The following is a 26,051-nucleotide window of genomic DNA, read 5'->3' as shown; positions in this document are numbered from 1 at the left end:
GCATCCCGGCCGCTGCTGCGTCGGCTTCCGGCACGGGGCACGCCTGAACGATGCTGTGGCCGAAGCTCGCCCGCAGCCTGCTGCACCGTTCCCACGCCACGGCGCCCGCACCGCATCCGGATACCGTGGCCGCGCTGGCGGAGCGGATGCGCGCCGCCGGCCAGACGCGCCTCGGGCGCAGCCTGCGTATCCTGGTGGTGGAGAGCGGCGGCTGCGGCGCCTGTGCCCTGGAAGTCCGCGCCCTGGCCGGCGCCGCCTATGACATGGAGCGCTACGGCCTGCACTTCGTCACCACGCCGCGGCAGGCCGACATCCTGCTCGTCACCGGCCCGGCCACCCGCAACATGACCGAGGCGCTGCAGCGCGCCTGGGCCGCGATGCCGGAGCCGAAATGGGTGGTGGCGGTGGGCGACTGCGCCGGCGGCACCGGTCCCTTCCAAGGCAGCTACGCGGTGGAGGATGGCGGCGTGAACGCGGTGCTGCCGCTGGACCTGGTGGTGCCCGGTTGCCCGCCCGCGCCGACGCTGGTGCTGGAGGGATTGCTGGCCCTGCTGGAAGCCCAGGCCAGCCTGGGCTAGCCGGCGCCACTGCTGAAGCCCGGCTGGTCTGCCCAGATGGGTTGATCGAATCGTAATGTTTATGCGCTGATGGCGGTAACGACGCGCCCGGCCAGCGGACCAGGCGCCAATGCGGGGAAGGGGTGGTCGCCAGCGGCCGGACCAGGCCGGGGGCGGGAATCACGCCGGATAACAGGGCCCGGGCCGGTGCACCGCCAGCGGTGGCCAGCATGGCGCGGGGTGGGGATCGGCCATGGCGCCACGGTTGAGCGGAATGGCGGGCAGCTGGCTGGGGGCCGCGTTGCTGGGCTGCTTGGCGGCCAGTGGCGCCCAGGCGCAATCGTTGCGGGACGTATTCCGCGGCCAGGCCCGGGCCAGCGATTTCGCCAGCGGCTTCCAGGCCCTCAGCATCTTCGGCGGCACGCCGGGCATCAGCGCCGCCACCTACAATGGCGATGAGATGGACCTGAACAGCTACAAGATCCCCATCAGCCAGAACTTCGCACCGTTCGAGAGCGGCCTGCTGGCCGGCGTGGCGCCCTATGCCGAGTTGACGGTCAGCTACCTCAACGCGCGGCAGAACACCTATCTGGGCGATACGCCGGGCCTGCCCACCTACGCCAACCTGCGCTTCAACACCTTTTCCGGCCTGGCCGGCGTCGGGCTGGATATCCCGCTGGGAAGCCGGACGGTGCTGCGGCCGATCCTGATGGGCGGCTATGCACGCATCGAGAGCGATACGCATTTCTTCGGGTCCAATGCCGCCGCCTTCCAGGAAGCGACGCGCGGCGTTCTGGCGGATGTGCAGATCGACAGCATCCTGCTGGGCGGCGGGCTGATGCTGGAGCACATCCGGGACATCGCGCCCGACACCAACCTGACCGCCAGCCTGCGCTACAACCGCATCACCGACATCAACTACAGCGCCAGCGACCCCAGCCTGGAATCCACCAACCGCTTCACCGCCAGCACCGCCAAAGTGGAGGTGAAGGGACCGACGGGAATGACGTTGCTGGATTACCCGTTGCGCTGGATCGCCTTCACCGGCGGCACCTGGATGATGGGCCGCCACCGCAACGCCCTGGGCTTCAACAGCTTCGCCGAACTGGGCGGCGGCATCGAACTGGAAGACGACACGCTTCTGCGCGGCCTGGAAGGCGTCAGCCTGCGCGCCTCCGCCCTGGTGGGGGAGCGGGTGACGGGGTGGAGCCTGGGAATTTCACTGTCGTTCTGACAGCAGCGCGTGCTGAAGCAGGAAGGCTGGGGAAGGAATTCCCCAGACCCCATCTTTTTTCTGCGATTGTTTTACGGTGGCTATGGAGGCGTCAGCCCGTGCAGGCCATGGCGGCGTGAGGCTGAAGGTTGAGCCTGGAGTCTGTTATCGACCTACGCGTAAGCGTGTAATCCAACAGTTTTTCTGCCGACGGCCGCTCCAATAATCCTCAATAGAATCAGGGATTTTTAGGTCATCCGTCACATTTTCCAGCTGCGTCGTGCTGTCGCTCATGGCCGCACTACCAATCCCGCCCACGCACCAACTGACAGAAAAAAGAAGGGGTTTCAGGGGAATTCTTTCCCCTGACCTTTCTTCCCGCCCGAAGCCGAATGTCGATCGGTTCCAGGGCCGGGACAAAACCCTCAGGCGCTCCATGGGAAGGTCTGTGCCCCACACGGCCAGCCAACCATGTCCAAGGGGGGGCGGGCGGCCCCCCCCCGGCACAGACTCAGGGCTGGTTGCCTGCCGGCAGGCCGGCGAAGGTGTTGCAGGATGCCAGGTCGCCACGGTCCAGGCCGGTGCGGAACCAGCGCACCCGCTCGGCGGAGGAGCCGTGGGTGAAGCTTTCGGGCCGTACGCGGCCGCCGGCCTCGCGCTGCAGGCGGTCGTCGCCCACGGCGGAGGCGGCGTTCAGGCCTTCCTCGATATCGCCGGATTGCAGGATCTGCCGCGCGTCGTTGGCGCGCTTGGCCCACAGGCCGGCGAAGCAATCCGCCTGCAGTTCCACCCGCACCTGGATGGCGTTGCCGTCCTCCTGATCCGACTGCCCGCGCATGCGCTCGGCCAGTTGCAGCACGCCCAGCTGGTTCTGCACGTGGTGGCCGACTTCATGCGCGATGATGTAGGCGGCGGCGAAATCGCCCCGCGCGCCCAGCCGCTGCTGCAGCGAGGCCATGAAGTCCAGGTCGATGTAAACCTTCTGGTCCGCCGGGCAGTAGAACGGCCCGACCTGCGCCTGCGCGCCGCCGCAGCCGGACTGGGTGGCGCCGCTGTAGAGCACCAGCGTCGGGTCCTGGTACTGGCGGCCGAGGCGCGAGAACTGCTCCCGCCACACCTGCTCGGTCTCGCCCAGTACCTGGGCGGCGAAGCGCCGGCCGGCCTCGGCATCCGGGCTGGCCTGGCGGCTCGTCTGGCTCTGCTGGGTCTGCGGGGTGGGGGAGGAGCCGTCGCCCAGGATCATCGACGGGTCGATGCCCAGGAACAGGCAGATCACCAGGATGGCGACGCCGCCGAGCCCGCCCACGGCGATGCCACCGCCGCGCCGCCCGCCGAAGCCGCCACCTTGGCCACGCCGGTCTTCGACATTGTTACTCTCGGGGCCATCCAGCCGCATGATCGCCTCTTATTCCAAAGCATGGCCGCGCCCGGCGAGAGTGCCGGGGGCGTGCAACATGCGGTCCAATACAAGTGCATGGTCGCCACGGGTCGAAGCACGGGAAGCGAGCAGCATGCAGGCGGAACGCGGCGCGTGATCGCTGGTCGCGGCATCGCCGGCAGCATCGGCCACGCGGTCGGGGCCGGCTTTGCCTGCCCGGGGCGATGCGGATGCGGCCTGGATCATGCGGTCAGGCCGCCATCGGTCCGGGGCCAACATACGCCTTCCTGCTCAACATGCTCCATCACCGTAACAATCGAACAAAAACGCCAAGACGCAGGTCTTGGTTGCAGCGGGATGTGCCGGATCAGGGTGCGATGGCAAGAGCCTCGGCGGCGGTATTGCGGGGAAAACCGGCATTGGTGGGAGGGCCTGTCCTGGGCCGCCATAAAAGAGGGCCGGCTGGATTGCTCCAGCCGGCCCAGAGGCCTGCCACGAAGGCTCGGCCGATCGACGTTCCGCCTGCCGGGAAGAGGCGGTCCGCCGAAACTGGTGGGGCGGTGGCCGTGTGGCGCGCCGCTCCATAACCAGCACCATGCGGTGTCCCACCTCACCAGCCGATGGGCCGGCGCTGAATTAACCGTAACTTAGAGGCGGATATTGGCCGGTCCCGCCGCTGGCATCTGGCAAGCCAGGGCGTCGCGGCATGGCGAGATTTCGTGGGATGTGGCCAGCGGCGGCGTCCCAGCAACGGGCCTTGCCCGTGGGTCTTTGCTGGAGGGTCCCTTCGGCAGCCACCGCGCCGCGCGGTTCAGAGGAGGCAGAGGGCCTTCAATTCCCGCAGCAGCGCCGGCGGCAGGTCCTCGATGCCCTGGGCCACGGTGCCGGCGCCGATATCGGGCGGGATCGCACCGCCCTCAAGGTAGCGCCAGCCCTGGAAAGGCTTCATGCGGCGCGCCTCCACTGGCACCAGGGTTGGGTCGAGGATCAGCGCGGCGTGGTCGGTGCCGTCCTTGCCCGGCTCGGTGCGAATATCCAGCAGCCGCTGGCGGACGCAGAGCAGCCCGGCCACCACCCAGTAGATGGAGCCGCCATCCAGCAATTCCTCCGCCCGCTTCGGCATCATGCGGGTCAGGTGGCGCAGGGGCGGGTCCGCCTGCACGCGGCGTTCCTGGATGACGCGGAGCGCGCCTACGTCCTTCGGGCCGACGGAAAGCTTGATGAGGTGCAGCACCCCCCGCATCTGCCGCCGCGCCGCGCGGGCCGCAAGCTTCACTGTTGCTTAAAGTCGGTCGCGCAGAATGCACGGCAGAGAATCCGGGGGGCCGTCCATGCGCTTTTTCCTCAATCTGTCGGTCGGCATGAAGCTGGCGCTGGCCGCTGGCCTGGCGCTGATGCTGGTCGGCGGGCAGGCATGGCGGACCCAGGCGCGCATCGGAGACGTGGTGGCGCTGAACGCGACGCAGAACACCATCTCCCAGGCGAACGAGACTCTGCAGGCGGCGCTGACCGAGGCGGTGCGGGCCGATGTGCGCGCCCTGGCCGCCGCCACCGCACAGACCAGCGCCCGATTCGCCCCCGCCGCCAACCAGGCGAGCGAGAGCCTGGAGGCCGCCCGGCAACGGCTGCGCCAGGCCGCCGACGTGGCGGGACGGACCGGGGCGGCGCGGATGATCGAGGCCGCCTTGCCGCTCTCCGCCACCTATGCCGCCGCTTTGGGGGAGGGGATGCAGGGCCGGCAGCGCATGCTGCAATTGCGGGACGGACGGCTGTTCAACGCCCTGAGCACCTACGACCAGCAATTCGAGGGCGTGATCAGCAACCTGCCTTTCGAGGTCAGTGGCGCCGAGCGGCAGGAGGATCTGCGGACCCGCCTGCTGGCCTACCACGCCTCGGTTGGCGATCTGCGGATGAGCATCCAGCGCTACCTGGCGGCGGAGGAGCCGGACCAGGCGCGGCGGGTCCGGCGTGCCATCGCGCAGCAACGCGTGCACGGGCGCGGCGTGCGCGGCGTCGAGGTCTCCACCCGGCTGAGCGAGGATCTGGGCCGGCTGGTGACCACGGTGGAGGAACTGGCCGCTGTCTCCAACGAGTTGATCGGGCTGATCGAAGGCGCCACGGTGCTGCGCGCCGACAAGGTGGAGCCGGCGCGGGAGGCGCTGGAAGGCGCGATGGCACAGGCGGCGCGCCTGCTGTCCGCCCAGGTGGAGGCGGATGAGCGCCAGCGCCAGGCGGTGCTGGAGAGCACGCGGAGCGAGGCGCTGATGGTGGCCGGGCTGGTGGCGCTGGTGCTGGTGCTCTCCGGTTGGGCGACGGCGCGGACGGTGGGCACGCCGCTGCGGCGGCTTTCCGCCGTGTTGCAGCGGATCGCCCAGGGCGACGCGGCGGTGACGGTGGCGGATCGTGGCCGGCGGGACGAGATCGGCATCATCGCCGAGGCGGTAGAGGAGCTGCGCGGCACGGTGGGCGAGGCCTTCGCCCAGCGGCAGATGATCGAGCAGCTGCCGATCGGCATCATCCGCTGCAACCCACGCGACGAGTTCCGCATCGACTATATGAACACCGAGATGCTGAAGATCCTGCGCGCCGTGCCGCAGATTCTGCCCTGCGCGCCGGACGAGGTGATGGGCAAGAGCGTGGACATCTTCCACCGCAAGCCGGAGCACCAGCGCGCCTTGCTGGCCGATGGCAGCCGCCTGCCGTACCACGCCCGCATCCGCGTGGCGGACCAGGTGATGGACCTGGATGCCTCTGCCATCCGCGACAAGGACGGCGCCTATCTTGGCCCCATGCTGGTCTGGACCATGGTGACCGAGCAGGCGAAGCTGGCCGATACCTTCGAGGTGGAGATGGGCGGCGCCGTGGACGGCGTGGCCAACCGCACCGCCGAGCTGCAGGCGGCGGCGCGGCAGCTGGCCAATGCCGCCGCCACGTCGGGCCAGGAGGCCTCGGCAGTGGCGGAGGCGGCCGGGCGGGCGGATGCGGACGTGCAGTCCGTCGCGGCGGCGGCCGAGCAGATGGCGGCCTCGATCGTCGAGATCACCCGCCGCGTCAGCGAATCGGCCTCGGTGGCCGGGCAGGCGGTGCAGGAGGCGCGGGCGACGGATGCCACCATGCGCGGCCTGTCCGAAAGCGCGGCGCGCATCGGCGACGTTATTAGCCTGATCAACGACATCGCCGGGCAGACCAACCTGCTGGCGCTGAACGCAACGATCGAGGCGGCGCGGGCGGGGGAGGCCGGCAAGGGCTTCGCCGTGGTGGCCAGCGAGGTGAAGAACCTGGCCGGGCAGACGGCGCGGGCGACGGAGGAGATCTCCGGCCAGATCGCCGGCATGCAGGCGGCGACCAGTAAGGCGGTGGAGGCCATCCGCGGCATCGGCACTACGGTGGAGCGGACCAGCGACATCGCCACCGCCATCGCCGCCGCGGTGGAGGAGCAGGGGGCGGCGACGCAGGAGATCGCCCGCAGCGCCGCCCAGGTGGCCGAGGCGACCGGTACCGTCAGCCAGCGCATCGCGCGCGTCCGCCAGGTGGCGGCGGAAACCGGCAGCGCGGCCAGCGGCATGCTGGGCGCGGTGGAGGAACTGGCCGGGCAGGCCGGGGTGCTGCGGGAGCGTTCGGGCGCCTTCCTGCAGGCGGTGCGGCGCTGAACCCGGCGCCCGCCGCGCTGGCCTGAGCCGGCGGGCACGACCAGGCCGCCCAGCATTTCCTTGCGGCGGCCGTCGTTTCGGCGCTAGTGCGGGCCGGTTTTTGCCCCGTCACGGGAAGAAGGAAGCGCATCATGGGCTACAGGGTCGCGGTCGTCGGCGCCACCGGCAATGTGGGGCGCGAGATGCTCAAGACCCTCGCTGAGCGGGCATTCCCCGTCAGCGAGGTGATCGCCCTGGCGTCCGGCCGCTCCACCGGGCGGGAGGTCTCCTTCGGCGAGAAGGACGTGCTGAAGGTCCAGAACTTGGAGACGTTCGACTGGAAGGGCGTCGATATCGGCCTGTTCTCCCCTGGTGCCGCGGTCTCGGCCGTGCATGCGCCGAAGGCGGCGGCGGCGGGCTGCGTGGTGATCGACAACACCAGCCAGTTCCGCATGGACCACGACGTGCCGCTGGTGGTGCCGGAGGTGAACCCGCAGGCGCTGAAGCACTTCCGCAAGCGCAACATCATCGCCAACCCGAACTGCTCCACCATCCAGCTGGTGGTGGCGCTGAAGCCGCTGCACGAGGTGGCGCGCATCAAGCGGGTGGTGGTCTCCACCTACCAGTCGGTCTCCGGCGCGGGGAAGGAGGCGATGGATGAGCTGTTCACCCAGACGCGCGGCATCTACGTCAACGATGCGGCGACGCCGGAGCAGTTCACCAAGCCCATCGCCTTCAACTGCATCCCGCATATCGACAAGTTCATGGATGACGGCTTCACCAAGGAAGAGTGGAAGATGGCCGTCGAGACCCGCAAGATCCTCGACCCCGACATCCAGCTGGTGGCCACCGCCGTGCGCGTGCCGGTCTTCATCGGCCATGGCGAGGCGGTGAATGTGGAGTTTGAGAGCCCCATCACGGTCGAGCAGGCCTGGGATGCGATGCGCGAGGCGCCGGGCCTGACCGTGCTCGACCGTCGGGAAGACGGCGGCTACGCCACGCAGATCGAGATCGCGGGCGAGGACAGCGTGTATGTCTCCCGCGTCCGCGCCGACACCACCGTGCCGCATGGCCTGGCCTTCTGGTGTGTAGGCGACAACCTGCGCAAGGGCGCGGCGCTCAACGCCGTGCAGATCGCCGAGGAACTGGTGCGGCAGGGCCTGCTGGCGCGCGCGGTGGCCTGAACCGGAGCGGGCGAGGCGGGGCGCGGCCTTGTCACGTCCTCACGCTTCTGTGTTGGATTGGGGCGGCGCGGCCTTCGCGCCGCCCCATTTTCGTCCGGCATCCCGCCGACCCTTCCCGCGTTGAGACGACATAACGGAAGGAACGGCATCATGCGGAAGACATTCGGAAAGCTGGGCACCGCGGCCGCGCTGACGCTCCTGCTGGGCGCCGCCGCCTGCACGGACCCGTCGAATCCGGGCCAGCGTGCCATCGGTGGGGGCGTGCTGGGCGCGGGCGCGGGTGCGGGCGTTGCAGCCCTGACCGGCGGTAATGCCGGGACTGGCGCGCTGATCGGCGGTGGCCTGGGCGCCGTGGGCGGCCTGGTGACCACGCCAGACCGGGGCGAGTACGGCCCGAACGGCGGGTACCCGCCCCGTGGCTACCAGGACAATGGCGGTTATCCGCCGCGCGGGTACCGGGGCAACGGTGGCTACGGCTACTAAGCTCCTCTTCGACAGGAACAGGCTGGACCGGCCGGGGCGAAGGCTCCGGCCGGTTCGGTTTGTGTCTGGGAAATGACGGTTAAGGCACGAAGGGCGGTCGCGCCGCGTTGACCTTTCACGGCAGCGCACCATAAAAGGGCCAGAGCCGCCCTGACCCCGCCGCTGCCCCGGCGCTGCGCAGAGCGCGGCCTACAATTCGCGGAGCGGGATCGGCCCATGTCCATTACAGAAGACGCGCGCGAGGCGGTCATGACCGGCCGTCGGACCGACGGGACGCGCGTGCGGCGCCCCTTGTCGCCGCACCTGCAGGTCTATGACATGGTGCAGATGACCTCCGGCATGTCCATCGCCAACCGTGGCGCCGGCATCGCCTGGACGATCGGCATGGTGTTCCTGGTGTGGTGGCTGGTGGCCGCCGCCGCCGGGCCGCAGGCCTTCGCCAACGCCCAGTGGTTCTTCGGCTCCTTCCTCGGCATGCTGGCGCTGGCCGGGCTGACGGCCGTTGCCTGGTTCCACACCTTCGCCGGCCTGCGCCACCTGTACTGGGATTTCGGCAAGGGCTACGACCTGCCGGCGGTGCACAAGACCGGTTACATCACCCTCATCGCCACGGGCGTCATGACGGCGCTGACCTGGCTCATCGCCATTGTCTCTTGGTGAGGAGCACGCACCCATGAGCGAACAACATTCCGCCATCCGCCTGCAATCGGCCCTTGGCCGCGTCCGTGGCTACGGCTCCGCCCGTGGTGGCACGCATCACTGGTGGGTGCAGCGCGTCACCTCCATGGCGCTGCTGCCGCTGACGCTGTGGTTCATCCTCTCGGTGGCCGGCCATACCGGCGCGACGCATGCCGAGATCGTGCTGTGGATCGGCCGCCCGCTGAACGCCGTGCTGCTGCTCTCCTTCATCGCCATCTCCTTCCAGCACGCCGCCTCCGGCATGCAGGTGGTGCTGGAGGATTACGTGCGCGGCGAGATGAAGCGGGTGATGGCCATCCTGGTGGTGAAGGCCCTGTGCTGGATTCTCGGCCTGCTCGCCGCCCTGTCGGTGCTGCGGATCGCCATCTGAATCGCGTGGCCGGCCTGCCCGCCGGCCTGAGTGTCTGAAGGAAGACGGCGGCCCCTCTCCCAGGAGGGCGTGCGCCGCCGCAAAGAAGTAACGGACGGATCGGGACGATGAACGCGATCACCATGCCCTCCCAGGGTGCCTACCGCATTGTGGACCACACCTATGACGTCGTGGTCGTGGGTGCGGGCGGCGCTGGCCTGCGCGCCACCTTCGGCATGGGCGCGGCAGGGCTGAAGACGGCCTGTATCACCAAGGTCTTCCCGACCCGCAGCCACACCGTGGCCGCGCAGGGCGGCGTCGGCGCCTCCCTCGGCAATATGGGCGAGGATAACTGGCGCTGGCACATGTACGACACCGTGAAGGGGTCGGACTGGCTGGGCGACCAGGATGCCATCGAGTACATGTGCCGCGAGGCCGTGCCCTCGATCATCGAGCTGGAGCATTTCGGCGTGCCCTTCTCGCGCACTGAGGATGGCAAGATCTACCAGCGGCCCTTCGGCGGCCACATGCAGAACTACGGCAAGACCCCCGCGATGCGCGCCTGCGCCGCCGCGGACCGCACGGGCCACGCCATCCTGCACACGCTGTACCAGCAGAGCCTGAAGCATAACTGCGAGTTCTTCGTGGAGTACTTCGCGCTCGACCTGATCATGGACGAGGAAGGCGCCTGCCGCGGCGTGATGGCCTGGAACCTGGAGGATGGCACCATCCACCGCTTCCGTGCCCAGACCGTGGTGATGGCGACGGGCGGCTATGGCCGCGCCTACTTCTCCTGCACCTCCGCCCATACCTGCACGGGCGATGGCGGCGGCATGATCCTGCGCGCCGGCCTGCCGCTGCAGGACAACGAGTTCGTGCAGTTCCACCCGACCGGCATCTACGGCTCCGGCTGCCTCGTCACCGAGGGTGCGCGCGGTGAGGGCGGCTACCTGACGAATTCTGAGGGCGAGCGCTTCATGGAGCGCTACGCGCCGACGGCGAAGGACCTGGCGTCCCGCGACGTCGTCTCCCGCGCCATGTCGATGGAGATCCGCGAGGGTCGTGGCGTCGGTCCGCACAAGGACCACATCCACCTGCACCTGGAGCACCTGGGCGCCGAGCTGCTGCACGAGCGGCTGCCGGGCATCTCCGAGACCGCCAAGATCTTCGCCGGCGTGGACGTGACGAAGGAGCCGATCCCGATGCTCCCGACCGTCCACTACAACATGGGCGGCATCCCGACCAACATCCACACCGAGGTGCTGAACCCCACCAGCACGGACCAGGACCGCGTGGTCCATGGCCTGATGGCGGTGGGTGAGGCGGCGTCCGTCTCCGTGCACGGCGCCAACCGCCTCGGCACTAACTCGCTGCTCGACCTTGTGGTGTTCGGCCGCGCCGCCGCGTTGCGCGCCGCCGAGACCATCAAGCCGGGTGCCACGCAGCAGCCCCTGCCGGCCCGCGCCGGCGAGAAGGCGCTGGACCGGCTGGACCGCGTGCGCCACGCCAAGGGCAGCACCTCGGTCGCCGAGCTGCGCATGAACATGCAGCGCACCATGCAGACCCACGCCGCCGTGTTCCGCACCTCCGAGCTGCTGAAGGAAGGCTGCGAGAAGATGGCGAAGGTGGCCGCCACCTATTCCGACATCAAGATCGCCGACCGGAGCCTGATCTGGAACAGCGACCTGGTGGAGGCGATGGAGCTGGACAACCTGATCGGCAACGCGCTGACCACCGTGGTCGGCGGCGAGGCCCGGAAGGAAAGCCGTGGCGCCCATGCCCAGGAGGATTATCCGGAGCGCGATGACGTGAACTGGATGAAGCACACCCTGGCCAAGGTCGACGACAACTACAACGTCACCCTCGACTACCGCGACGTGAAGATGCGGACCTTGACCAACGAGGTCCAGGTCTTCCCGCCCAAGCCGCGCGTGTACTGAGGAAGGAGCGGGTTCATGGCCACTTTCACGCTGCCCAAGAATTCCACCATCGGCACCGGCAAGACCTATAAGGCCGAGCCGGGCGCCACGAACGTGAAGTCGTTCAAGATCTACCGCTTCGACCCCGATACGGGGGAGAACCCGCGCTACGACACTTACGAGCTCGACCTCGACAAGTGCGGCCCGATGGTTCTGGACGCGCTGATCAAGATCAAGAACGAGACGGACACGACGCTGACGTTCCGTCGTTCCTGCCGCGAGGGCATCTGCGGTTCCTGCGCGATGAACATCGACGGCATGAACACGCTGGCCTGCCTGAAGCCGATCGAGGACGTGAAGAAGGCGGATGTCCGCATCACCCCGCTGCCGCACATGCCGGTGGTGAAGGACCTGGTGCCGGACCTCAGCCAGATCTACGCGCAGCTCCGCTCGGTCGAGCCCTGGCTGAAGTCCGACACGGCCCCGCCGCCGGATGGCGAGCGGCTGCAGTCCAAGGAAGAGCGCGCCAAGCTGGACGGGCTGTGGGAGTGCATCCTGTGCTTCTGCTGCTCCACCGCCTGCCCGTCCTACTGGTGGAACGGCGACCGCTACCTCGGCCCGGCCGTGCTGCTGCAGGCCTATCGCTGGATCGCCGATTCGCGCGACGAGGCGACGGGTGAGCGGCTGGACAACCTGGAAGATCCGTTCCGGCTGTACCGCTGCCATACCATCATGAACTGCACGGCGACCTGCCCGAAGGGGCTGAACCCCGCCGAGGCCATTGGCAGCATCAAGTCGATGATGGTCGAGCGCCAGAGCTGAGCCACCCTCACGGGTCGGCCGAAAAAGCCCCGCCGGATGCAAATCCGTCGGGGCTTTTTCATGCCCGGGAGGCGCGCTTTCCGGGATGCCGCATCACGGCGGCGATGTCAGCAGCAGCCCTGGCTGCAAGGCGAAGTGGCTGCGCTCACGGTCTTGGCCGGCACGCGGCACGAAAGAAAAGGCGAGGGGCCGACGATATTTCTACCCCGCCCTTGGGCCGCTTCAGACGGCGGCGAAGCCACCGGCGCCGGATTCCGGTCGGTCCTGCAGCAAAGACAACGCAGCCTTGTGGTTCATCGTAGTGACCACTTTTTCTCCGTCGACATCCGCGACGGCGCTCAACGGCAGGTAATGGTGTTGCCCGTCGGCGGAATCGTTGCGGGTCAACTTGATGAAATCACCTTCGAGGTGATCGACCGTCCCGACATGATTGCCGCACGAGCCGACGATTTCAGCGTGTTCCTGGATCTTCGTCTTGTCGATCATGGTGAATTCCCTTTTATTATTCTCAACGGATGATTAACCATTGCCGGTGCCGATAGATGCATCACCGGCATGAGAGCGGCTAAGTTTCCTTTTTGAGCAACGACTTCGCAGGCGGTCTTCATGCATCACGGTTGCCGGATGCCGGCCAAGAGGCTATGCCGCAACGCGATGGATGGCCCTATCACGCCGGCGGAGGCCCAGCGCCTCCCGACGACAGCAGAAGGACCACTGCCCGCTTACCGCGCGAGGGTAGCGGCCGGGGTGCTGCGCGCCGACAGCGCCCAGGAGCTGGCCGCGGAGACCTTGCAGGATCTCTGGCGCCGCCTGCGCGGCTACGAGCCCCGGCAGGAAGAACCCGACAAGCCTGGCGGCGGTTTCATGAGCCGCTTCTTCCGCCGCAAGCCGGTCGACGAAGCGCCGGGCAACGCACCGCAGGGCCTGTACATGGTTGGCGAGGTGGGGCGCGGGAAGTCCATGCTCATGGACCTGTTCTTCGATTGCGCCGACGTGCCGCGGAAGCGCCGCATCCACTTCCACCAGTTCATGCAGGAATGCCACGCCCGCATCCATGCCTGGCGGAAGCAGAACGGCCACGATGCCGACCCGATCCCGCCGCTGGCCGACAGCATCGCCGATGATGCCGCGCTGCTGTGCTTCGACGAATTCCAGGTGCATGACATCACCGATGCCATGATCCTCGGCCGGTTGTTTGAGGCGCTGTTCGCCAAGGGCGTGGTGATGGTCGCCACCTCCAACACCGCGCCGGCCGACCTGTTCAAGGGCAAGCCGGGGCGCGATGCCTTCCTGCCCTTCATCCATCTGATCCAGCAGAAGGTGGCGGTGCTGTACCTGCAATCGGCGCAGGACTACCGGCGGGACCGTATCCACGGCCTGCCCACCTGGCACGTGCCGGCCGATGGCCGCGCCGAGCGGGCGCTGGACAATGCCTTCTACGAGCTGACCGGGCAGCGGCACGGCCAGCCCAAGACCCTGGCGGTGCTGGGGCGGCAGATCGAAGTGCCCCAGGCGGTCGGGGGTGTCGCGCGCGCGGATTTCGACGCGCTGTGCGGCAAGCCGCTGGGACCGGCCGACTACCTGGCCTTTTCGACGCATTACCACACCCTGGTGCTGGACGGGGTGCCACGGCTGGGGCCGGATAATTTCGACCGGGCCCGCCGCTTCATCACGCTGGTGGACACGCTCTACGAACACCGGTGCAAGCTGGTCGCCTCCGCCGCGGCGGTGCCGGACCAGCTTTACGAGCAGGGAGAGAACGCGGCGATGTTCCAGCGGACAGCGTCGCGCCTGATGGAGATGCAGAGCCAGGATTATCTGGGCTTGCCGCACCTCACCTGAGGCGTGGGCGGCCTGCCGGTCCCGGGGGGGACCGGTTGATCCTGGGAAACGAGTTTTTGGGGGTATTTGCCATGCGTTGGATTGCTGTCTGCCTGTTCAGCCTATTCGCCATCACGATGGCGGCGCCGTCCGCCGATGCCAGCAGCCGCCGGCCGGAAGCGCGGGCCGGTAAGGTCGTGAAGCCCGTGCAGGCTTCGTCCACCCGCACCGCCAGCCGGCAGGCCGCGGCGCCGCAGCGCGCGGCCGCCCGCACCACCTCCCGCCCGCAGGCGACGGCGCGGCAGGTGACGTCCCGCGTGGCGCGCCCGGCCACCCGCCAGCAGCAGCAGGCGACGGCCCGCAACAACAACCGCCGCGTGGCGAAGGCCACCGGCAACAGCAGCCGCAACAGCCGCACCGTTACGGCGCAGCGCTCCGGCATGACTTCGGGCGGCGCGCGGCTGACCTCCTGGCAGTCCGGCCTGCCGACGGCCTCGGGCGAGCAGCGGGACTGCCCGGCGGGCACCATGTCCACCCTGGCGCGCGGCCATGACGACATCGTGCGGTGCATGCCGCTCTGACGCACGCCGCTTCGCGGATGTGACGATGGCCGGCGGAGGCGACTCCGCCGGCCTGGTGCCTGCCCCCGCCACGGCCGGGGCAGGCCGCCGGCATCGGGTCACGGTGCCTGGCCGGCGCCGCTGCCATATTGTTCCACTGGAACCGAGCCTATCCGCCGCCGGCACGGCGGCACGATACGCTTGACGCCTTGTCCCGGCTCAGCCGTGGCAGGCTTTCAGCCATTCCTGAAAAGTCGGCGGGGCAGGGGATGAATCGGCCCGCCCGGCCTTCCGGTTCCCGGCCAGCGGCGGCATGCTGCCTGCCTGCTGGGCATTCGCCCCGGTCGTTCCTGCACTGCGCCGCACAAATCGGCACCGGCCCCGGCTTGTCGGGGCTGGCGGGGCGGAGTACGAAGCCCGCGCGAGATACCGGATATCCCCATCCCCCGTAGCCTCGGGAAGGAACAGTCTATGGCCCGCAAGAAAATCGCCCTCATCGGCGCCGGCAATATCGGTGGCACTCTGGCCCACCTGATCGGCCTCAAGGAACTGGGCGACGTCGTGATGTTCGACGTGTTCGGTGGCGTCGCCGCCGGCAAGGCGCTCGACATCATGCAGTCCAGCCCGGTCGACGGCTTCGACAGCCACATGACCGGCGGCAGCGACTATGCCGCCATCGCGGGCGCGGACGTCATCATCGTCACCGCCGGCTTCCCCCGCATGCCGGGCATGAGCCGCGACGACCTGCTGACCAAGAACGCCGGCGTGATGGGCCAGGTCGCCGAGGGCATCAAGCAGTATGCCCCCGACGCCTTCGTCATCTGCATCACCAACCCGCTGGACGTCATGGTCTGGGCGTTGCAGCAGAAGTCCGGCCTGCCGGCGAACAAGGTCGTCGGCATGGCCGGCGTGCTGGACAGCGCCCGCTTCCGTACCTTCCTGGCCGACGAGTTCAAGGTCTCGGTCGAGGACGTGACGGCCTTCGTGCTGGGCGGCCACGGCGACACCATGGTGCCGCTGACCCGCTACTCCACCGTCGCCGGCATCCCCGTCCCCGACCTGATCAAGATGGGTTGGACGACGCAGGAGAAGATCGACGCGATCGTGCACCGCACCGCCAATGGCGGCGGTGAGATCGTGAAGCTGCTGGAGCGTGGCTCTGCCTTCTACGCGCCGGCGGCCTCCGCCATCGCGATGGCCGAGTCCTACCTGAAGGACAAGAAGCGCGTCCTTCCCTGCGCCGTGATGCTGAACGGCGAGTATGGCATGAACGACTTTTATGTCGGCGTACCGGTCGTGATCGGCGCCGGCGGCGTCGAGAAGATCGTCGAGGTTGAGTTCACCGGCGAAGAGAAGGCTGCCTTCGACAAGTCGTGCGACGCGGTGAAGAAGCTGGTCGAAGACTTCAAGAAGCTCGGCGTCTGATACCGACTTCGAACCCCTGGGGGCTGGGGCTGACGCCCCGGCCGCCTTCTCGGCCGGGCTTCGGTCGTACAGCCCCATTCAAAGGGTGAGCGGATGAATATTCACGAATACCAGGGCAAAGAGCTGCTGAAGCGCTACGGCGTCGCAGTGCTCGAAGGCCATGTCGCCTGGAACGCCGCTGAGGCGGAAGAGGCGGCGAAGAAGCTGCCCGGCCCCGTCTATGTCGTGAAGTCGCAGATCCATGCCGGTGGGCGTGGCGCAGGCCGCTTCAAGGAAGACCCGAACGGCAAGGGCGGCGTCCGCGTCGTCAAGTCGGTCGCGGACGTGAAGGCGGCGGCCGAGGCGATGATCGGCAAGACGCTGGTGACCAAGCAGACCGGCGAGGCCGGCAAGCAGGTCAGCCGGGTCTATGTGGAAGACGGCTGCGACATCAAGCGCGAGCTGTACCTCTCCCTGCTGGTCGACCGCGACACCTCGCGCATCGTCATCATGGCGTCCACCGAGGGCGGCATGGAGATCGAGGAGGTGGCCGAGAACCACCCCGAGAAGATCCTGAAGGCCGTGGTCGACCCCGCCTCGGGCGTCTCCGGCTTCCATGCCCGCAAGCTGGCCTTCGGGCTCGGCCTGGAAGGCAAGCAGGTCGCGTCCTTCACCAAGTTCGTGCTGGCCCTGTACAAGGCCTTCATCGAGCTGGATTGCGCGATCGTCGAGATCAACCCGCTGGTCGTGACCGGCGCGGGCGACATCGTGGCGCTGGACGCCAAGGTGTCCTTCGACGATAGCGCGCTGTTCCGCCACAAGGACCTCGAGGCCCTTCGCGATGACAGCGAGATGGACCCGAAGGAACTGGAAGCGGTCAAGAACGACCTGAACTATGTGGCGCTCGATGGCGAGATCGGCTGCATGGTGAACGGTGCGGGCCTGGCGATGGCCACGATGGACATCATCAAGCTCTACGGTTCCAGCCCCGCGAACTTCCTCGACGTCGGCGGCACCGCCACGGCCGAGCGCGTGACCGAGGCCTTCCGCATCATCACGTCCGATTCGAACGTGAAGGCGCTCCTGGTCAACATCTTCGGCGGCATCGCCAAGTGCGACATGATCGCCAACGGCATCGTTGAGGCGGCGAAGACGCTGACCCTCTCCGTGCCGCTGGTGGTGCGCCTCGAGGGCACCAACGTCGACCTGGGCAAGAAGATCCTGGCCGAATCCGGCCTGGCGATCATCCCGGCCGACAACCTGGCCGACGCCGCCGAGAAGGTCGTCGCCGCCGTGAAGGGAGCCAAGTAATATGGCCATTCTCGTCGACGCCAATACGAAGGTGATGACCCAGGGCTTTACCGGCTCTCAGGGTACCTTCCACGCCGAGCAGGGCATCGCCTACGGCTCCAACTATGTGGGCGGCGTGACGCCGGGCAAGGGTGGCCAGACCCACCTGAACCTGCCGGTGTTCAACACCGTGGCCGAGTGCGCGGAACAGACGGGCGCCAACGCCTCCGTCATCTACGTGCCGCCGCCGTTCGCCGCCGACTCCATCCTGGAGGCGATCGACGCCGAGATCCCGCTGATCATCTGCATCACTGAGGGCATCCCGGTGATCGACATGATCAAGGTCAAGCGCGCCCTCTCCGGCAGCAAGTCCCGCCTGGTCGGGCCGAATTGCCCGGGCGTGATCACCCCGGGTGCCTGCAAGATCGGCATCATGCCGGGCCATATCCACCTGCCGGGTTCCGTCGGCATCGTGTCCCGCTCGGGCACGCTGACCTATGAGGCCGTGGCGCAGACGACGGCGGCCAAGCTGGGCCAGTCCACCTGCGTCGGCATCGGTGGCGACCCGGTGAAGGGCATGGACTTCACGGAAGTGCTGGAGATGTTCCTGGCCGACCCCGACACCCACCAGATCGTCATGATCGGTGAGATCGGTGGCCAGTCCGAGATCCAGGCCGCCGAGTTCCTGGGCCGCGAAAACAAGGCCGGCTCCAAGAACTACAAGCCGGTCGTCGGGTTCATTGCTGGTGCGACGGCCCCTCCGGGCCGCCGCATGGGCCATGCCGGCGCCGTCATCTCCGGCGGCAAGGACACCGCGGAAGCCAAGATGGACGCCATGCGCTCGGCCGGCATCCATGTGGCCGACAGCCCGGCGGCGCTGGGCTCGACCATGGTGAAGGCCCTGCGCGGCTGATGCTGCCGGCGGCGCGACAAGGCGAGCCCGGCCAAGGCCGGCCCCAAAATGGGGCCGCGCCTTCCGGGTGGCTGCCATTACGCCGCCATACATTCTATGTTCATGCACGCCGTCCCTATATCAGGGGCGGCGCTGCGTTATGTGACGCCCGTGATTGAGGAAAGCCGCTTCACCCCAGGAGCGGGTGAAGCGAGGAGGATCTGATGGCCGGTATCGACATCCTGGCGAGTGCGATGACGGGGGCGAATGCCGCCTTCCTCGCCGATCTCTATGCCCGCTGGGTGGATCAGCCGGACAGCGTGGACCCGTCTTTCCAGGAGCTGTTCGCAGCCCTGGGCGACGACGCCATCGCCGTCATGCAGAACGCGACCGGTGCCTCCTGGGCCCCGCGCCCGCGCGGCGGCTTCGCGCCGGAGCCCGAGGCGCCGAAGCTGGACCCCAAGAAGGCTGGCAAGCCGGGCGCCGCGCCCGCCGCTGCCGCCGACCCGGCCGCCGCCCGCGCTCAGGTGCTGGATTCGCTGCGCGCCCTGATGCTGATCCGCGCCTACCGCGTGCGCGGCCATCTGGAGGCCCAGCTGGACCCGCTGCACCTGCAGGTGCCCAAGGCCCATCCGGAGCTGGACCCGAAGACCTACGGCTTCTCCGACGCTGACATGGACCGGCCGATCTTCATCGACCGCGTGCTGGGCAAGGAGACGGCGACGCTGCGCGAGATCATCGCGACCTGCCGCGCCAGCTATTGCGGCCCGATCGGTGTCGAGTTCATGCACATCCAGGACCCGGAGCAGAAATCCTGGATCCAGCAGCGGATCGAGGGCGCGCCCTGGTCCAACAGCTTCGATGCCGGCGCCAAGCGCCAGATCCTGCAGCAGCTGACCGAGGCCGAGGGCTTCGAGGCCTTCTGCGCCAAGAAGTATGTCGGCACCAAGCGCTTCGGGCTTGAGGGCGGCGAGGTCACCATCCCGGCGGTGCAGACGGTCATCGAGGCCGCGGCCGCCGGCGGGACCAGCGAGATCGTCATCGGCATGGCCCATCGCGGCCGGCTGAACACGCTCGTGAACGTGGTGAAGAAGCCCTACACGCGCATCTTCGCCGAGTTCAAGGGCGTCTCCGCCAATCCGGACGACGTCCAGGGCTCCGGCGACGTGAAGTACCACCTCGGTACCTCCACCGATATCGAGATCGGTGGCCGCCAGGTCCATCTGTCCCTGCAGCCCAACCCGTCGCATCTCGAGGTCGTGGACCCCGTGGTGGTGGGCAAGGTGCGCGCGCGGCAGGACATGTCCGGCGACACCAAGGCCCGCAGCTCGGTCATGGCCATCCTGCTGCATGGCGATGCCGCCTTCGCCGGCCAGGGCGTGGTCTATGAGACGCTGGCGATGAGCCAGCTCATCGGCTACCGCACCGGCGGCACCGTGCACGTCGTCACCAACAACCAGATCGGCTTCACCACGGTGCCGGTGCACGCCTATTCCGGCCTGTACTGCACCGACGTGGCCAAGTCCGTGCAGGCGCCGATCCTGCATGTGAATGGCGACGACCCGGAAGCGGTGGTGTTCTGCGCCCGCATGGCCGCCGAGTATCGCATGAAGTTCGCTGCCGACGTGGTGCTGGACATCGTCTGCTACCGCCGCCACGGCCATAACGAGACCGACGAGCCCGCATTCACCCAGCCCCTGATGTACGCCCGCATCAAGGAGACCAAGACGACCCGTACCCTGTACGCGGAGCGTCTGGCCGCCTCCGGCGCCGTGCCGGCCGAGGACAGCAAGGCGATGCTGGACGCGTTCAACGCCCAGCTCGAGGACGCCTACCAGGCCGCCCAGACCTTCAAGCCGAACAAGGCGGACTGGCTGGAAGGCCACTGGTCCGGCCTGAAGGCCGCCGGGTCCGAGGAGGAGGAGAAGGAGGACGGCACCGCCGTGGCGCTGGATACGCTGCGCGAGGTTGGCGCAGCCCTCTCCCGCGTGCCGGCGGACTTCAACGCCAACTCCAAGATCACCCGTCAGCTCGAGGCGAAGAAGAACGCCATCGAGACCGGCGAGGGCATCGACTGGGCGACGGGCGAGGCGCTGGCCTTCGGCACGCTGCTGCTGGAAGGCCACCGCATCCGCCTCTCGGGCGAGGACGTGCAGCGTGGCACCTTCAGCCACCGCCATTGCGTGCTGATCGACCAGACCAACCAGGCGGAATACATGCCGCTGAACAACATCCGCGACGGCCAGTCCCGGATGGAAGCCTTCAACTCGCTGCTGAGCGAGATGGGCGTGCTCGGCTTCGACTACGGCTACACCCTGGCCGACCCGCAGACCCTGACGCTGTGGGAAGGCCAGTTCGGCGACTTCGCCAACGGCGCCCAGGTGGTGATCGACCAGTTCATCGCCTCGGCCGAGACAAAGTGGCTGCGCATGTCCGGCCTCGTGATGCTGCTGCCGCATGGCTATGAAGGGCAGGGGCCGGAGCATTCCTCCGCCCGGCTGGAGCGCTACCTGCAGCTCTGCGCCGAACGCAACATGGCCGTCTGCAACTTCACGACGCCGGCGAACTACTATCACGCGCTGCGCCGCCAGCTGAAGCGCAACTACCGCAAGCCGCTGATCGTCATGACGCCGAAGTCGCTGCTGCGGCACAAGCTGGCCGTCAGCAGCCTGGCCGATTTCGCACCCGGCAGCCACTTCCAGACCGTGATCCCCGAGACCGATGCCATCGCGGCGTCGGACAAAGTGAAGCGCGTCGTCATCTGCACGGGCAAGGTCTACTACGACCTGGTGCAGGAGCGCCGCGACAAGGGCGTGCAGGACGTGGCCGTCGTGCGGCTGGAGCAGATGTATCCGTTCCCGCGCGTCACGCTGGCGCGTGTCCTGGCTGAGTATAAGAACGCCGAGATCGTCTGGTGCCAGGAGGAGCCCGAGAACATGGGCGCCTGGACCTTCGTGGACCGACGCATCGAGAAGGTGCTGAAGGACCTCGACATCAAGGCGAAGCGCCCGACCTATGTCGGCCGTGAGGAAGCGGCGAGCCCGGCCACCGGTTCCGCCAAGGTTCATCAGCAGCAGCAGGAAGCCCTGGTGCGCTCCGCGCTCGGCCTGTCCTAAGTTAACCCGAGCACGCACCCGGTAGAGAGGCGATATATATGACCGAGATCCTGGTCCCCACCCTGGGCGAAAGTGTTTCCACGGCCACTGTGGCCCGCTGGATGAAGAAGGCCGGCGAGGCCGTGGCCGCCGACGAGCCGCTGGTGGAACTGGAGACCGACAAGGTCACGGTGGAAGTCAACGCGCCGGCCGCCGGCGTGCTGGAAGCCATCGCCGCCGATGAGGGCGCCGAGGTCGAGCCGGGCGCGCTGCTCGGCACCATCTCGGCCGGCGAAGGCAAGGTGTCCCCCAAGGCCACCGAGAAGCCCGCCGCCGCCCATGCCGCCCCCTCCGCCGCGCCGGCGCCGAAGGTCGAGGCCCCGCGCCCCGTCAACGGCCCCGTTTCCGTGCCGGGTGGTGGCCATGCGCCGCTGCCTGCCGCGGCCAAGATGATGGCGGAGAACAAGGTGTCGGCCGAGCAGGTCGGCACCGGCACCGCCAAGGACGGCCGTATCAGCAAGGGCGACGTGCAGTCCTTCCTGGCCCGCCCGGCCGAGGCCGCCGCGCCGAAGCCCGCCGCCAAGGCCCCCCGCGCGCTGGAAGGCGGCGAGGAGCGGGTGAAGATGACCCGTCTCCGCAAGGTCATCGCCACCCGGCTGAAGGAGGCGCAGAACACCGCCGCCATGCTGACCACCTTCAACGAGGTGGACATGTCGGCCGTGATGGGCCTGCGCAGCGAGTACAAGGACGCCTTCGAGAAGAAGCTGGGCGCCAAGCTCGGCTTCATGTCCTTCTTCGTGAAGGCCTGCGTGGCCGCGCTGAAGGAATTCCCGGCGGTGAACGCCGAGATCGACGGCGACGACATCGTCTACAAGAACTTCGTGCATATGGGCATCGCCGTCGGCGGCCCGAACGGCCTCGTCGTGCCGGTGCTGAAGAACGCCGACCAGATGGGCTTCGCCGAGATCGAGAAGACCATTGCAGGCTTCGGCAAGAAGGCGCGTGACGGCCAGCTGAAGCTGGAGGAGCTGACCGGTGGCAGCTTCACCATCACCAATGGCGGCATCTACGGCTCGCTGCTGTCCACCCCGATCCTGAACCCGCCGCAGTCCGGCATCCTCGGCATGCACTCCATCAAGGAGCGCGCGATGGTGGTGGGCGGCAAGATCGAGGTGCGGCCGATGATGTACCTGGCGCTGTCCTACGATCACCGCATCGTTGACGGGAAGGAGGCTGTGTCCTTCCTGGTGCGTGTGAAGGAGAGCCTGGAGGACCCGCGGCGCCTGCTGCTGGACCTGTAAGGGCCACTCTTTCCGCCATGGAAAGCAAAGCGGCGAGGATCGTGCGATACACGGTCCTCGCCGTTTTTTTGTGCCTGTTGTGGGGTGGCGCATTGCTGGCGGGCGGATGGCTCCTGGTCGCGCTTTGGTATGGCGGGCCCAATCCACCCTATGTCTCCACCTTTCCCGTCGTGGTCCTGGCGTTCGGATATGCGGGACACAATGCCTGGAAAGGGTTCCACGGCGGTGGTGCGGTCGATCTCGGGCTGTTCATGCTGTTTCTCGGCTTGCTGAGCGGCTACCTGCTCTTCGGCGCCGCGATACAGGCCGAGAGCCGGCCCACTGACTTGAGGCTGCTTTTGCTGCCCCCGCCGGGGGTGGCCGTTCCGATCCTCTGCACCCTTTGGGCGCTGGCCATCACCGGTGCCGTCCTCGCCCGGCGGGAACGCCGGCGCCGGATCAGGCGGGTCTGAGCGGGATGATCACCCGCGTCAGCCACGCCGATGGCGGGTGCTGGCGTGGGTTGTTCAGCGCCTCGTCCATCGGCGGCTGGTCGGCCGGCTCACGCCCACTGCCGGGCAGCCAGGTGCCGTAGAGCCAGTCATAGACCTTCCCAAGCTCGGCATAGGGACCCTGGAACACCACCGTGGCGGCTTCGAAGGCGGGCAGTTCCAGCAGTCGCGCTTCCCCCTCCACCACCACGTCCGGCCCGATGGTGACGCAGGCATCGGCGCGCAGGCGGGCCGGCGGCACGCTATCCGGATCATCGTGGTAGAGGCCGAAGACCCGCCGCGGTCCTTCCAGCAACCCGCGTGCCCGCGCCCAGCTCGCCAGCCGGTCGAACGTGGGCGCGATGTCGGCATAGGGGCCGGTATGGCGGATCGCCGCCAGCCTGAGCGGCGGCATGACCTCGATCGTCACGTCGAACATCGTACTCTCCTGCATGGGGCATTCCTGAAGGGGCCGGCCGATGCCGCCCCGCCGCCGGTAGGCGGCCGGCGGCAATCCGTGCGCGGCGCGGAAGGCGCGGGTGAAGGCGGCCACACTGCCGAATCCCGCCCGTCTGGCCACCCGGGCCATGGGCCGCGCCGTGCCGAGCAACTCCCCCGCCGCCCGCTGCAGCCGCTGCCGCGCCAGCGTCGCCGCCGGGGTCTCCCCGGTCATGGCGCGGTAGATGCGATGGAAATGGCAGGGTGAGAAGGCGGCTGCCGCCGCCAGGACTTCCAGCGAAGGCGACTGGCCGGGATTCGCCGCCAGCCAGGCGATGGCGCGGGCGATGCGACGGTCGTAGTCCAGCAGCGTGGGCGGCGCGGGCATCAGGCGATCTCTCCATTGCCGACATCCTGGGCGGTCTGCCCTTGATCATGCTTGCGAAGCTTGTGGCGCATGGCTTTTCGCACCGCACAAGGCCCCGCTCCCCCTTGCCCCTGCCGTCGTGACGGGCCAGTTTCCGCCCACCAGAATTGTCCAGCGGGAACACTGCTCCATGTCCGAGAGCTTCGACGTCATTGTCATTGGTGCCGGCCCCGGCGGCTACGTCTGCGCCATTCGCGCGGCGCAGCTGGGCCTGAAGGTCGCCTGTGTCGAGAAACGGGAGACGCTGGGCGGCACCTGCCTCAATGTCGGCTGCATCCCCTCCAAGGCACTGCTGCAATCCTCCGAGGCGTTCGAGGAGACGAAGCATAAGTTCGCCGACCACGGCATCCTGCTGGATGGCGTGAAGCTGGACCTGGCGCGCATGCAGGCCCGCAAGGGCGAGGTGGTGACGGCCAACACCAAGGGCGTCGAGTTCCTGTTCAAGAAGAACAAGGTTACCTGGCTGAAGGGCGAGGGGAAGATCACCGCCCCCGGCAAGGTCGAGGTCGCCGGCCAGACCTACGAGACGAAGAACATCGTCATCGCCACCGGCTCCGACAGCGCGCCGCTGCGCGGCGTCGAGGTCGATGAGAAGCAGATCGTCACCTCCACCGGCGCGCTGGAGCTGGAGAAGGTGCCGGGCCACCTGGTGGTCATCGGCGGTGGCGTGATCGGGCTGGAGCTGGGCTCCGTCTGGCGCCGCCTGGGTGCCGAGGTGACAGTGATCGAGTATCTCGACCGCCTCGTGCCCGGCATCGACGGCGAGTCCGCCAAGCAGTTCGAGCGGATGCTGACCAAGCAGGGCATCAAGTTCAAGCTGAAATCCAAGGTCACCGGCGCCACCAAGACCGCCGAGGGCGTCACGCTGACGGTGGAGCCTGCCGCCGGTGGTGCCGCCGAGGACGTGAAGGCCGACGTGGTGCTGCTGGCCATCGGCCGCCGCGCCTACACGGATGGCCTGGGCCTCGATGCCGTGGGCGTGGAGCGGGATGACCGCGGCCGGGTGAAGACCGATGGCCACTTCGCCACCAACGTCCCCGGCATCTACGCCATCGGCGACGTCATCGCCGGCGCCATGTTGGCCCACAAGGCCGAGGATGAAGGCGTCGCGCTGGCCGAGCTGCTGGTCGGCCAGGCGGGCCACGTGAACTACGGCGTCATCCCCGCCATCGTCTACACCTGGCCGGAACTGGCCTCGGTGGGCGAGACGGAGGAGGAGCTGAAGGCGCGCGGCCAGGAATACAAGGCCGGCAAGTTCCCCTTCATGGCCAATGGCCGCGCCCGCGCTATGGGCGATGTGGACGGCTTCGTGAAGATCCTGGCCGACAAGGCCACGGACCGCGTGCTGGGCTGCCACATCCTTGGCCCGGATGCCGGTACGCTGATCGCCGAGGTGGCGATCGCCATGGAGTTCGGCGCCAGCGCCGAGGACGTGGCCCGCACCTGCCACGCCCACCCGACGCTGAACGAGGCGGTGAAGGAAGCGGCCCTGGCCGTGGACGGCCGCGCGCTGCACATCTGAGACCGCGATTGCGGCCCGGGTGGCGGTGCCGCCCGGGATGCGGCACTGGCCGGGAAACAACCGGCTTTGAGGCCGGGACGAAAGACCGGGGAAGGAATTCCCCGGACCCCATCTTTCTCCTGCGCGTCTTTCGGGCGTGGCCGTGGGGGCGTCAGCCTCTCTGAGCCCAGGTAGGGTTACGCCGGGGGCTGAAAAGTCAGCCCATCTGGCCCATGACTGCACCTGCCTGTCCTGAATCTCCACGCCAACTGGCAAAAAAACGATGGGGTTTCAGGGGAGTTCTTTCTCCTGACCTTGCCTCCTGAGGCTGAATGTCGATCAGCCCTGGAAATCACCCAGGCTTCGCCATCTGGCTCACTGCGCGCCGCGAATCCCTATCTCTGACTTGAAGAAAAAAGAAGGGGCCTGGGGAATTCCTTCCCCGGCCTTCCTGCCGCCGCGCGCGGCGTGCCCAGCTCGCCCAAGACACGACCGTTCCCGCCACCAGCCTGTGGCTGACCAGGAAGGCAGTCCCCAAAGGGTCTCGGCGCTGGGGTGGCAACGCTCCATCAAGCCGATGTGACGCTTCCGCCCAGGCTCCGGCTCTGGTCGCGCATGG

The 26,051-nt window shown here is 68.1% G+C and carries 22 protein-coding genes; 18 read left to right on the top strand and 4 right to left on the bottom strand.

Annotated elements, in window-relative coordinates; all coding sequences use genetic code 11:
• The first annotated feature begins 50 nt into the window (after positions 1-50).
• Positions 51-578, top strand: coding sequence for an NADH-quinone oxidoreductase subunit B family protein (locus tag IBL26_RS08820; protein WP_187784104.1), 528 nt, complete (start codon positions 51-53; stop codon positions 576-578).
• A 232-nt stretch (positions 579-810) separates the two neighbouring features.
• Positions 811-1,791 carry a hypothetical protein gene (locus IBL26_RS08815; RefSeq protein WP_187784103.1) on the top strand — a complete coding sequence of 327 codons (981 nt, stop codon included), beginning with the start codon at positions 811-813 and terminating at the stop codon, positions 1,789-1,791.
• Between the two features lie 490 nt (positions 1,792-2,281).
• On the opposite strand, the gene ypfJ is transcribed toward IBL26_RS08815, so the two are convergent.
• Both ypfJ and IBL26_RS08805 read right to left on the bottom strand, forming a co-directional pair.
• Positions 2,282-3,166: a KPN_02809 family neutral zinc metallopeptidase gene (gene ypfJ, locus IBL26_RS08810; protein ID WP_187784102.1), complete on the bottom strand. Its 885-nt coding sequence runs from the start codon at positions 3,164-3,166 to the stop codon at positions 2,282-2,284.
• A gap of 793 nt (positions 3,167-3,959) precedes the next feature.
• Entirely contained in the window at positions 3,960-4,424 is a 465-nt protein-coding gene (locus IBL26_RS08805) for a DUF1489 family protein (RefSeq protein WP_367615396.1), read from the bottom strand.
• A 55-nt stretch (positions 4,425-4,479) separates the two neighbouring features.
• On the opposite strand from IBL26_RS08805, the gene IBL26_RS08800 reads away from it, so the two are divergent.
• From IBL26_RS08800 to IBL26_RS08770, 7 genes are all read left to right on the top strand, one after another.
• Positions 4,480-6,798: a methyl-accepting chemotaxis protein gene (locus IBL26_RS08800; RefSeq protein ID WP_187784101.1), complete on the top strand. Its 2,319-nt coding sequence runs from the start codon at positions 4,480-4,482 to the stop codon at positions 6,796-6,798.
• Between the two features lie 131 nt (positions 6,799-6,929).
• Positions 6,930-7,961 (top strand): aspartate-semialdehyde dehydrogenase, encoded by a 1,032-nt coding sequence (locus tag IBL26_RS08795; RefSeq protein ID WP_187784100.1) that lies wholly within the window; start codon positions 6,930-6,932, stop codon positions 7,959-7,961.
• Positions 7,962-8,111: 150 nt separating this feature from the next.
• On the top strand, positions 8,112-8,444 hold the full coding sequence (locus tag IBL26_RS08790) for a hypothetical protein (protein ID WP_187784099.1): 333 nt from the start codon (positions 8,112-8,114) through the stop codon (positions 8,442-8,444).
• A 216-nt stretch (positions 8,445-8,660) separates the two neighbouring features.
• On the top strand, positions 8,661-9,104 hold the full coding sequence (gene sdhC / locus IBL26_RS08785; RefSeq protein ID WP_187784098.1) for a succinate dehydrogenase, cytochrome b556 subunit: 444 nt from the start codon (positions 8,661-8,663) through the stop codon (positions 9,102-9,104).
• Between the two features lie 13 nt (positions 9,105-9,117).
• Positions 9,118-9,513, top strand: a complete 396-nt coding sequence (gene sdhD / locus IBL26_RS08780) for a succinate dehydrogenase, hydrophobic membrane anchor protein (RefSeq protein ID WP_187784097.1) — start codon at positions 9,118-9,120, stop codon at positions 9,511-9,513.
• Between the two features lie 107 nt (positions 9,514-9,620).
• On the top strand, positions 9,621-11,432 hold the full coding sequence (sdhA, locus tag IBL26_RS08775) for a succinate dehydrogenase flavoprotein subunit (RefSeq protein WP_187784096.1): 1,812 nt from the start codon (positions 9,621-9,623) through the stop codon (positions 11,430-11,432).
• Positions 11,433-11,447: 15 nt separating this feature from the next.
• Positions 11,448-12,233 carry a succinate dehydrogenase iron-sulfur subunit gene (locus tag IBL26_RS08770; RefSeq protein ID WP_187784095.1) on the top strand — a complete coding sequence of 262 codons (786 nt, stop codon included), beginning with the start codon at positions 11,448-11,450 and terminating at the stop codon, positions 12,231-12,233.
• 222 nt (positions 12,234-12,455) lie between these two features.
• On the opposite strand, the gene IBL26_RS08765 is transcribed toward IBL26_RS08770, so the two are convergent.
• Positions 12,456-12,719, bottom strand: coding sequence for a DUF2171 domain-containing protein (locus tag IBL26_RS08765; protein ID WP_187784094.1), 264 nt, complete (start codon positions 12,717-12,719; stop codon positions 12,456-12,458).
• Positions 12,720-12,887: 168 nt separating this feature from the next.
• Between IBL26_RS08765 and zapE the strand changes: the two genes are divergently transcribed.
• The 8 genes from zapE (at position 12,888) to IBL26_RS08725 (ending at position 23,048) form a co-directional block, all read left to right on the top strand.
• Positions 12,888-14,075, top strand: coding sequence for a cell division protein ZapE (zapE, locus tag IBL26_RS08760; RefSeq protein ID WP_187784093.1), 1,188 nt, complete (start codon positions 12,888-12,890; stop codon positions 14,073-14,075).
• Between the two features lie 71 nt (positions 14,076-14,146).
• Positions 14,147-14,635 (top strand): hypothetical protein, encoded by a 489-nt coding sequence (locus IBL26_RS08755; protein WP_187784092.1) that lies wholly within the window; start codon positions 14,147-14,149, stop codon positions 14,633-14,635.
• Between the two features lie 450 nt (positions 14,636-15,085).
• Positions 15,086-16,039 carry a malate dehydrogenase gene (gene mdh / locus IBL26_RS08750; RefSeq protein ID WP_187784091.1) on the top strand — a complete coding sequence of 318 codons (954 nt, stop codon included), beginning with the start codon at positions 15,086-15,088 and terminating at the stop codon, positions 16,037-16,039.
• A 93-nt stretch (positions 16,040-16,132) separates the two neighbouring features.
• Positions 16,133-17,329 (top strand): ADP-forming succinate--CoA ligase subunit beta, encoded by a 1,197-nt coding sequence (sucC, locus tag IBL26_RS08745; protein WP_187784090.1) that lies wholly within the window; start codon positions 16,133-16,135, stop codon positions 17,327-17,329.
• Position 17,330: 1 nt separating this feature from the next.
• Positions 17,331-18,221, top strand: coding sequence for a succinate--CoA ligase subunit alpha (gene sucD / locus IBL26_RS08740; protein ID WP_187784089.1), 891 nt, complete (start codon positions 17,331-17,333; stop codon positions 18,219-18,221).
• 203 nt (positions 18,222-18,424) lie between these two features.
• Positions 18,425-21,316 (top strand): 2-oxoglutarate dehydrogenase E1 component, encoded by a 2,892-nt coding sequence (locus IBL26_RS08735; RefSeq protein WP_187784088.1) that lies wholly within the window; start codon positions 18,425-18,427, stop codon positions 21,314-21,316.
• A gap of 38 nt (positions 21,317-21,354) precedes the next feature.
• Positions 21,355-22,596, top strand: coding sequence for a 2-oxoglutarate dehydrogenase complex dihydrolipoyllysine-residue succinyltransferase (gene odhB / locus IBL26_RS08730; RefSeq protein WP_187784087.1), 1,242 nt, complete (start codon positions 21,355-21,357; stop codon positions 22,594-22,596).
• Positions 22,597-22,613: 17 nt separating this feature from the next.
• Positions 22,614-23,048, top strand: a complete 435-nt coding sequence (locus IBL26_RS08725) for a hypothetical protein (RefSeq protein ID WP_187784086.1) — start codon at positions 22,614-22,616, stop codon at positions 23,046-23,048.
• Here the strand turns inward: IBL26_RS08725 and IBL26_RS08720 are convergent.
• A complete protein-coding gene (locus IBL26_RS08720; RefSeq protein ID WP_187784085.1) occupies positions 23,035-23,892 on the bottom strand; it encodes an AraC family transcriptional regulator in 858 nt (285 codons plus the stop codon). The two genes, IBL26_RS08725 and IBL26_RS08720, sit on opposite strands and share 14 nt — an antisense overlap.
• 169 nt (positions 23,893-24,061) lie before the next feature.
• Between IBL26_RS08720 and lpdA the strand changes: the two genes are divergently transcribed.
• The gene (gene lpdA, locus IBL26_RS08715) at positions 24,062-25,453 is read left to right on the top strand and encodes a dihydrolipoyl dehydrogenase (RefSeq protein WP_187784084.1); all 1,392 of its coding nucleotides are present in this window, start codon (positions 24,062-24,064) and stop codon (positions 25,451-25,453) included.
• Positions 25,454-26,051: the final 598 nt, after the last annotated feature.

Origin of the sequence: Teichococcus aerophilus, from assembly GCF_014490485.1 — a bacterium.
In the GTDB taxonomy this organism is placed as follows: domain Bacteria; phylum Pseudomonadota; class Alphaproteobacteria; order Acetobacterales; family Acetobacteraceae; genus Pseudoroseomonas; species Pseudoroseomonas aerophila.
This window is presented reverse-complemented; position numbering and strand designations above follow the sequence as displayed.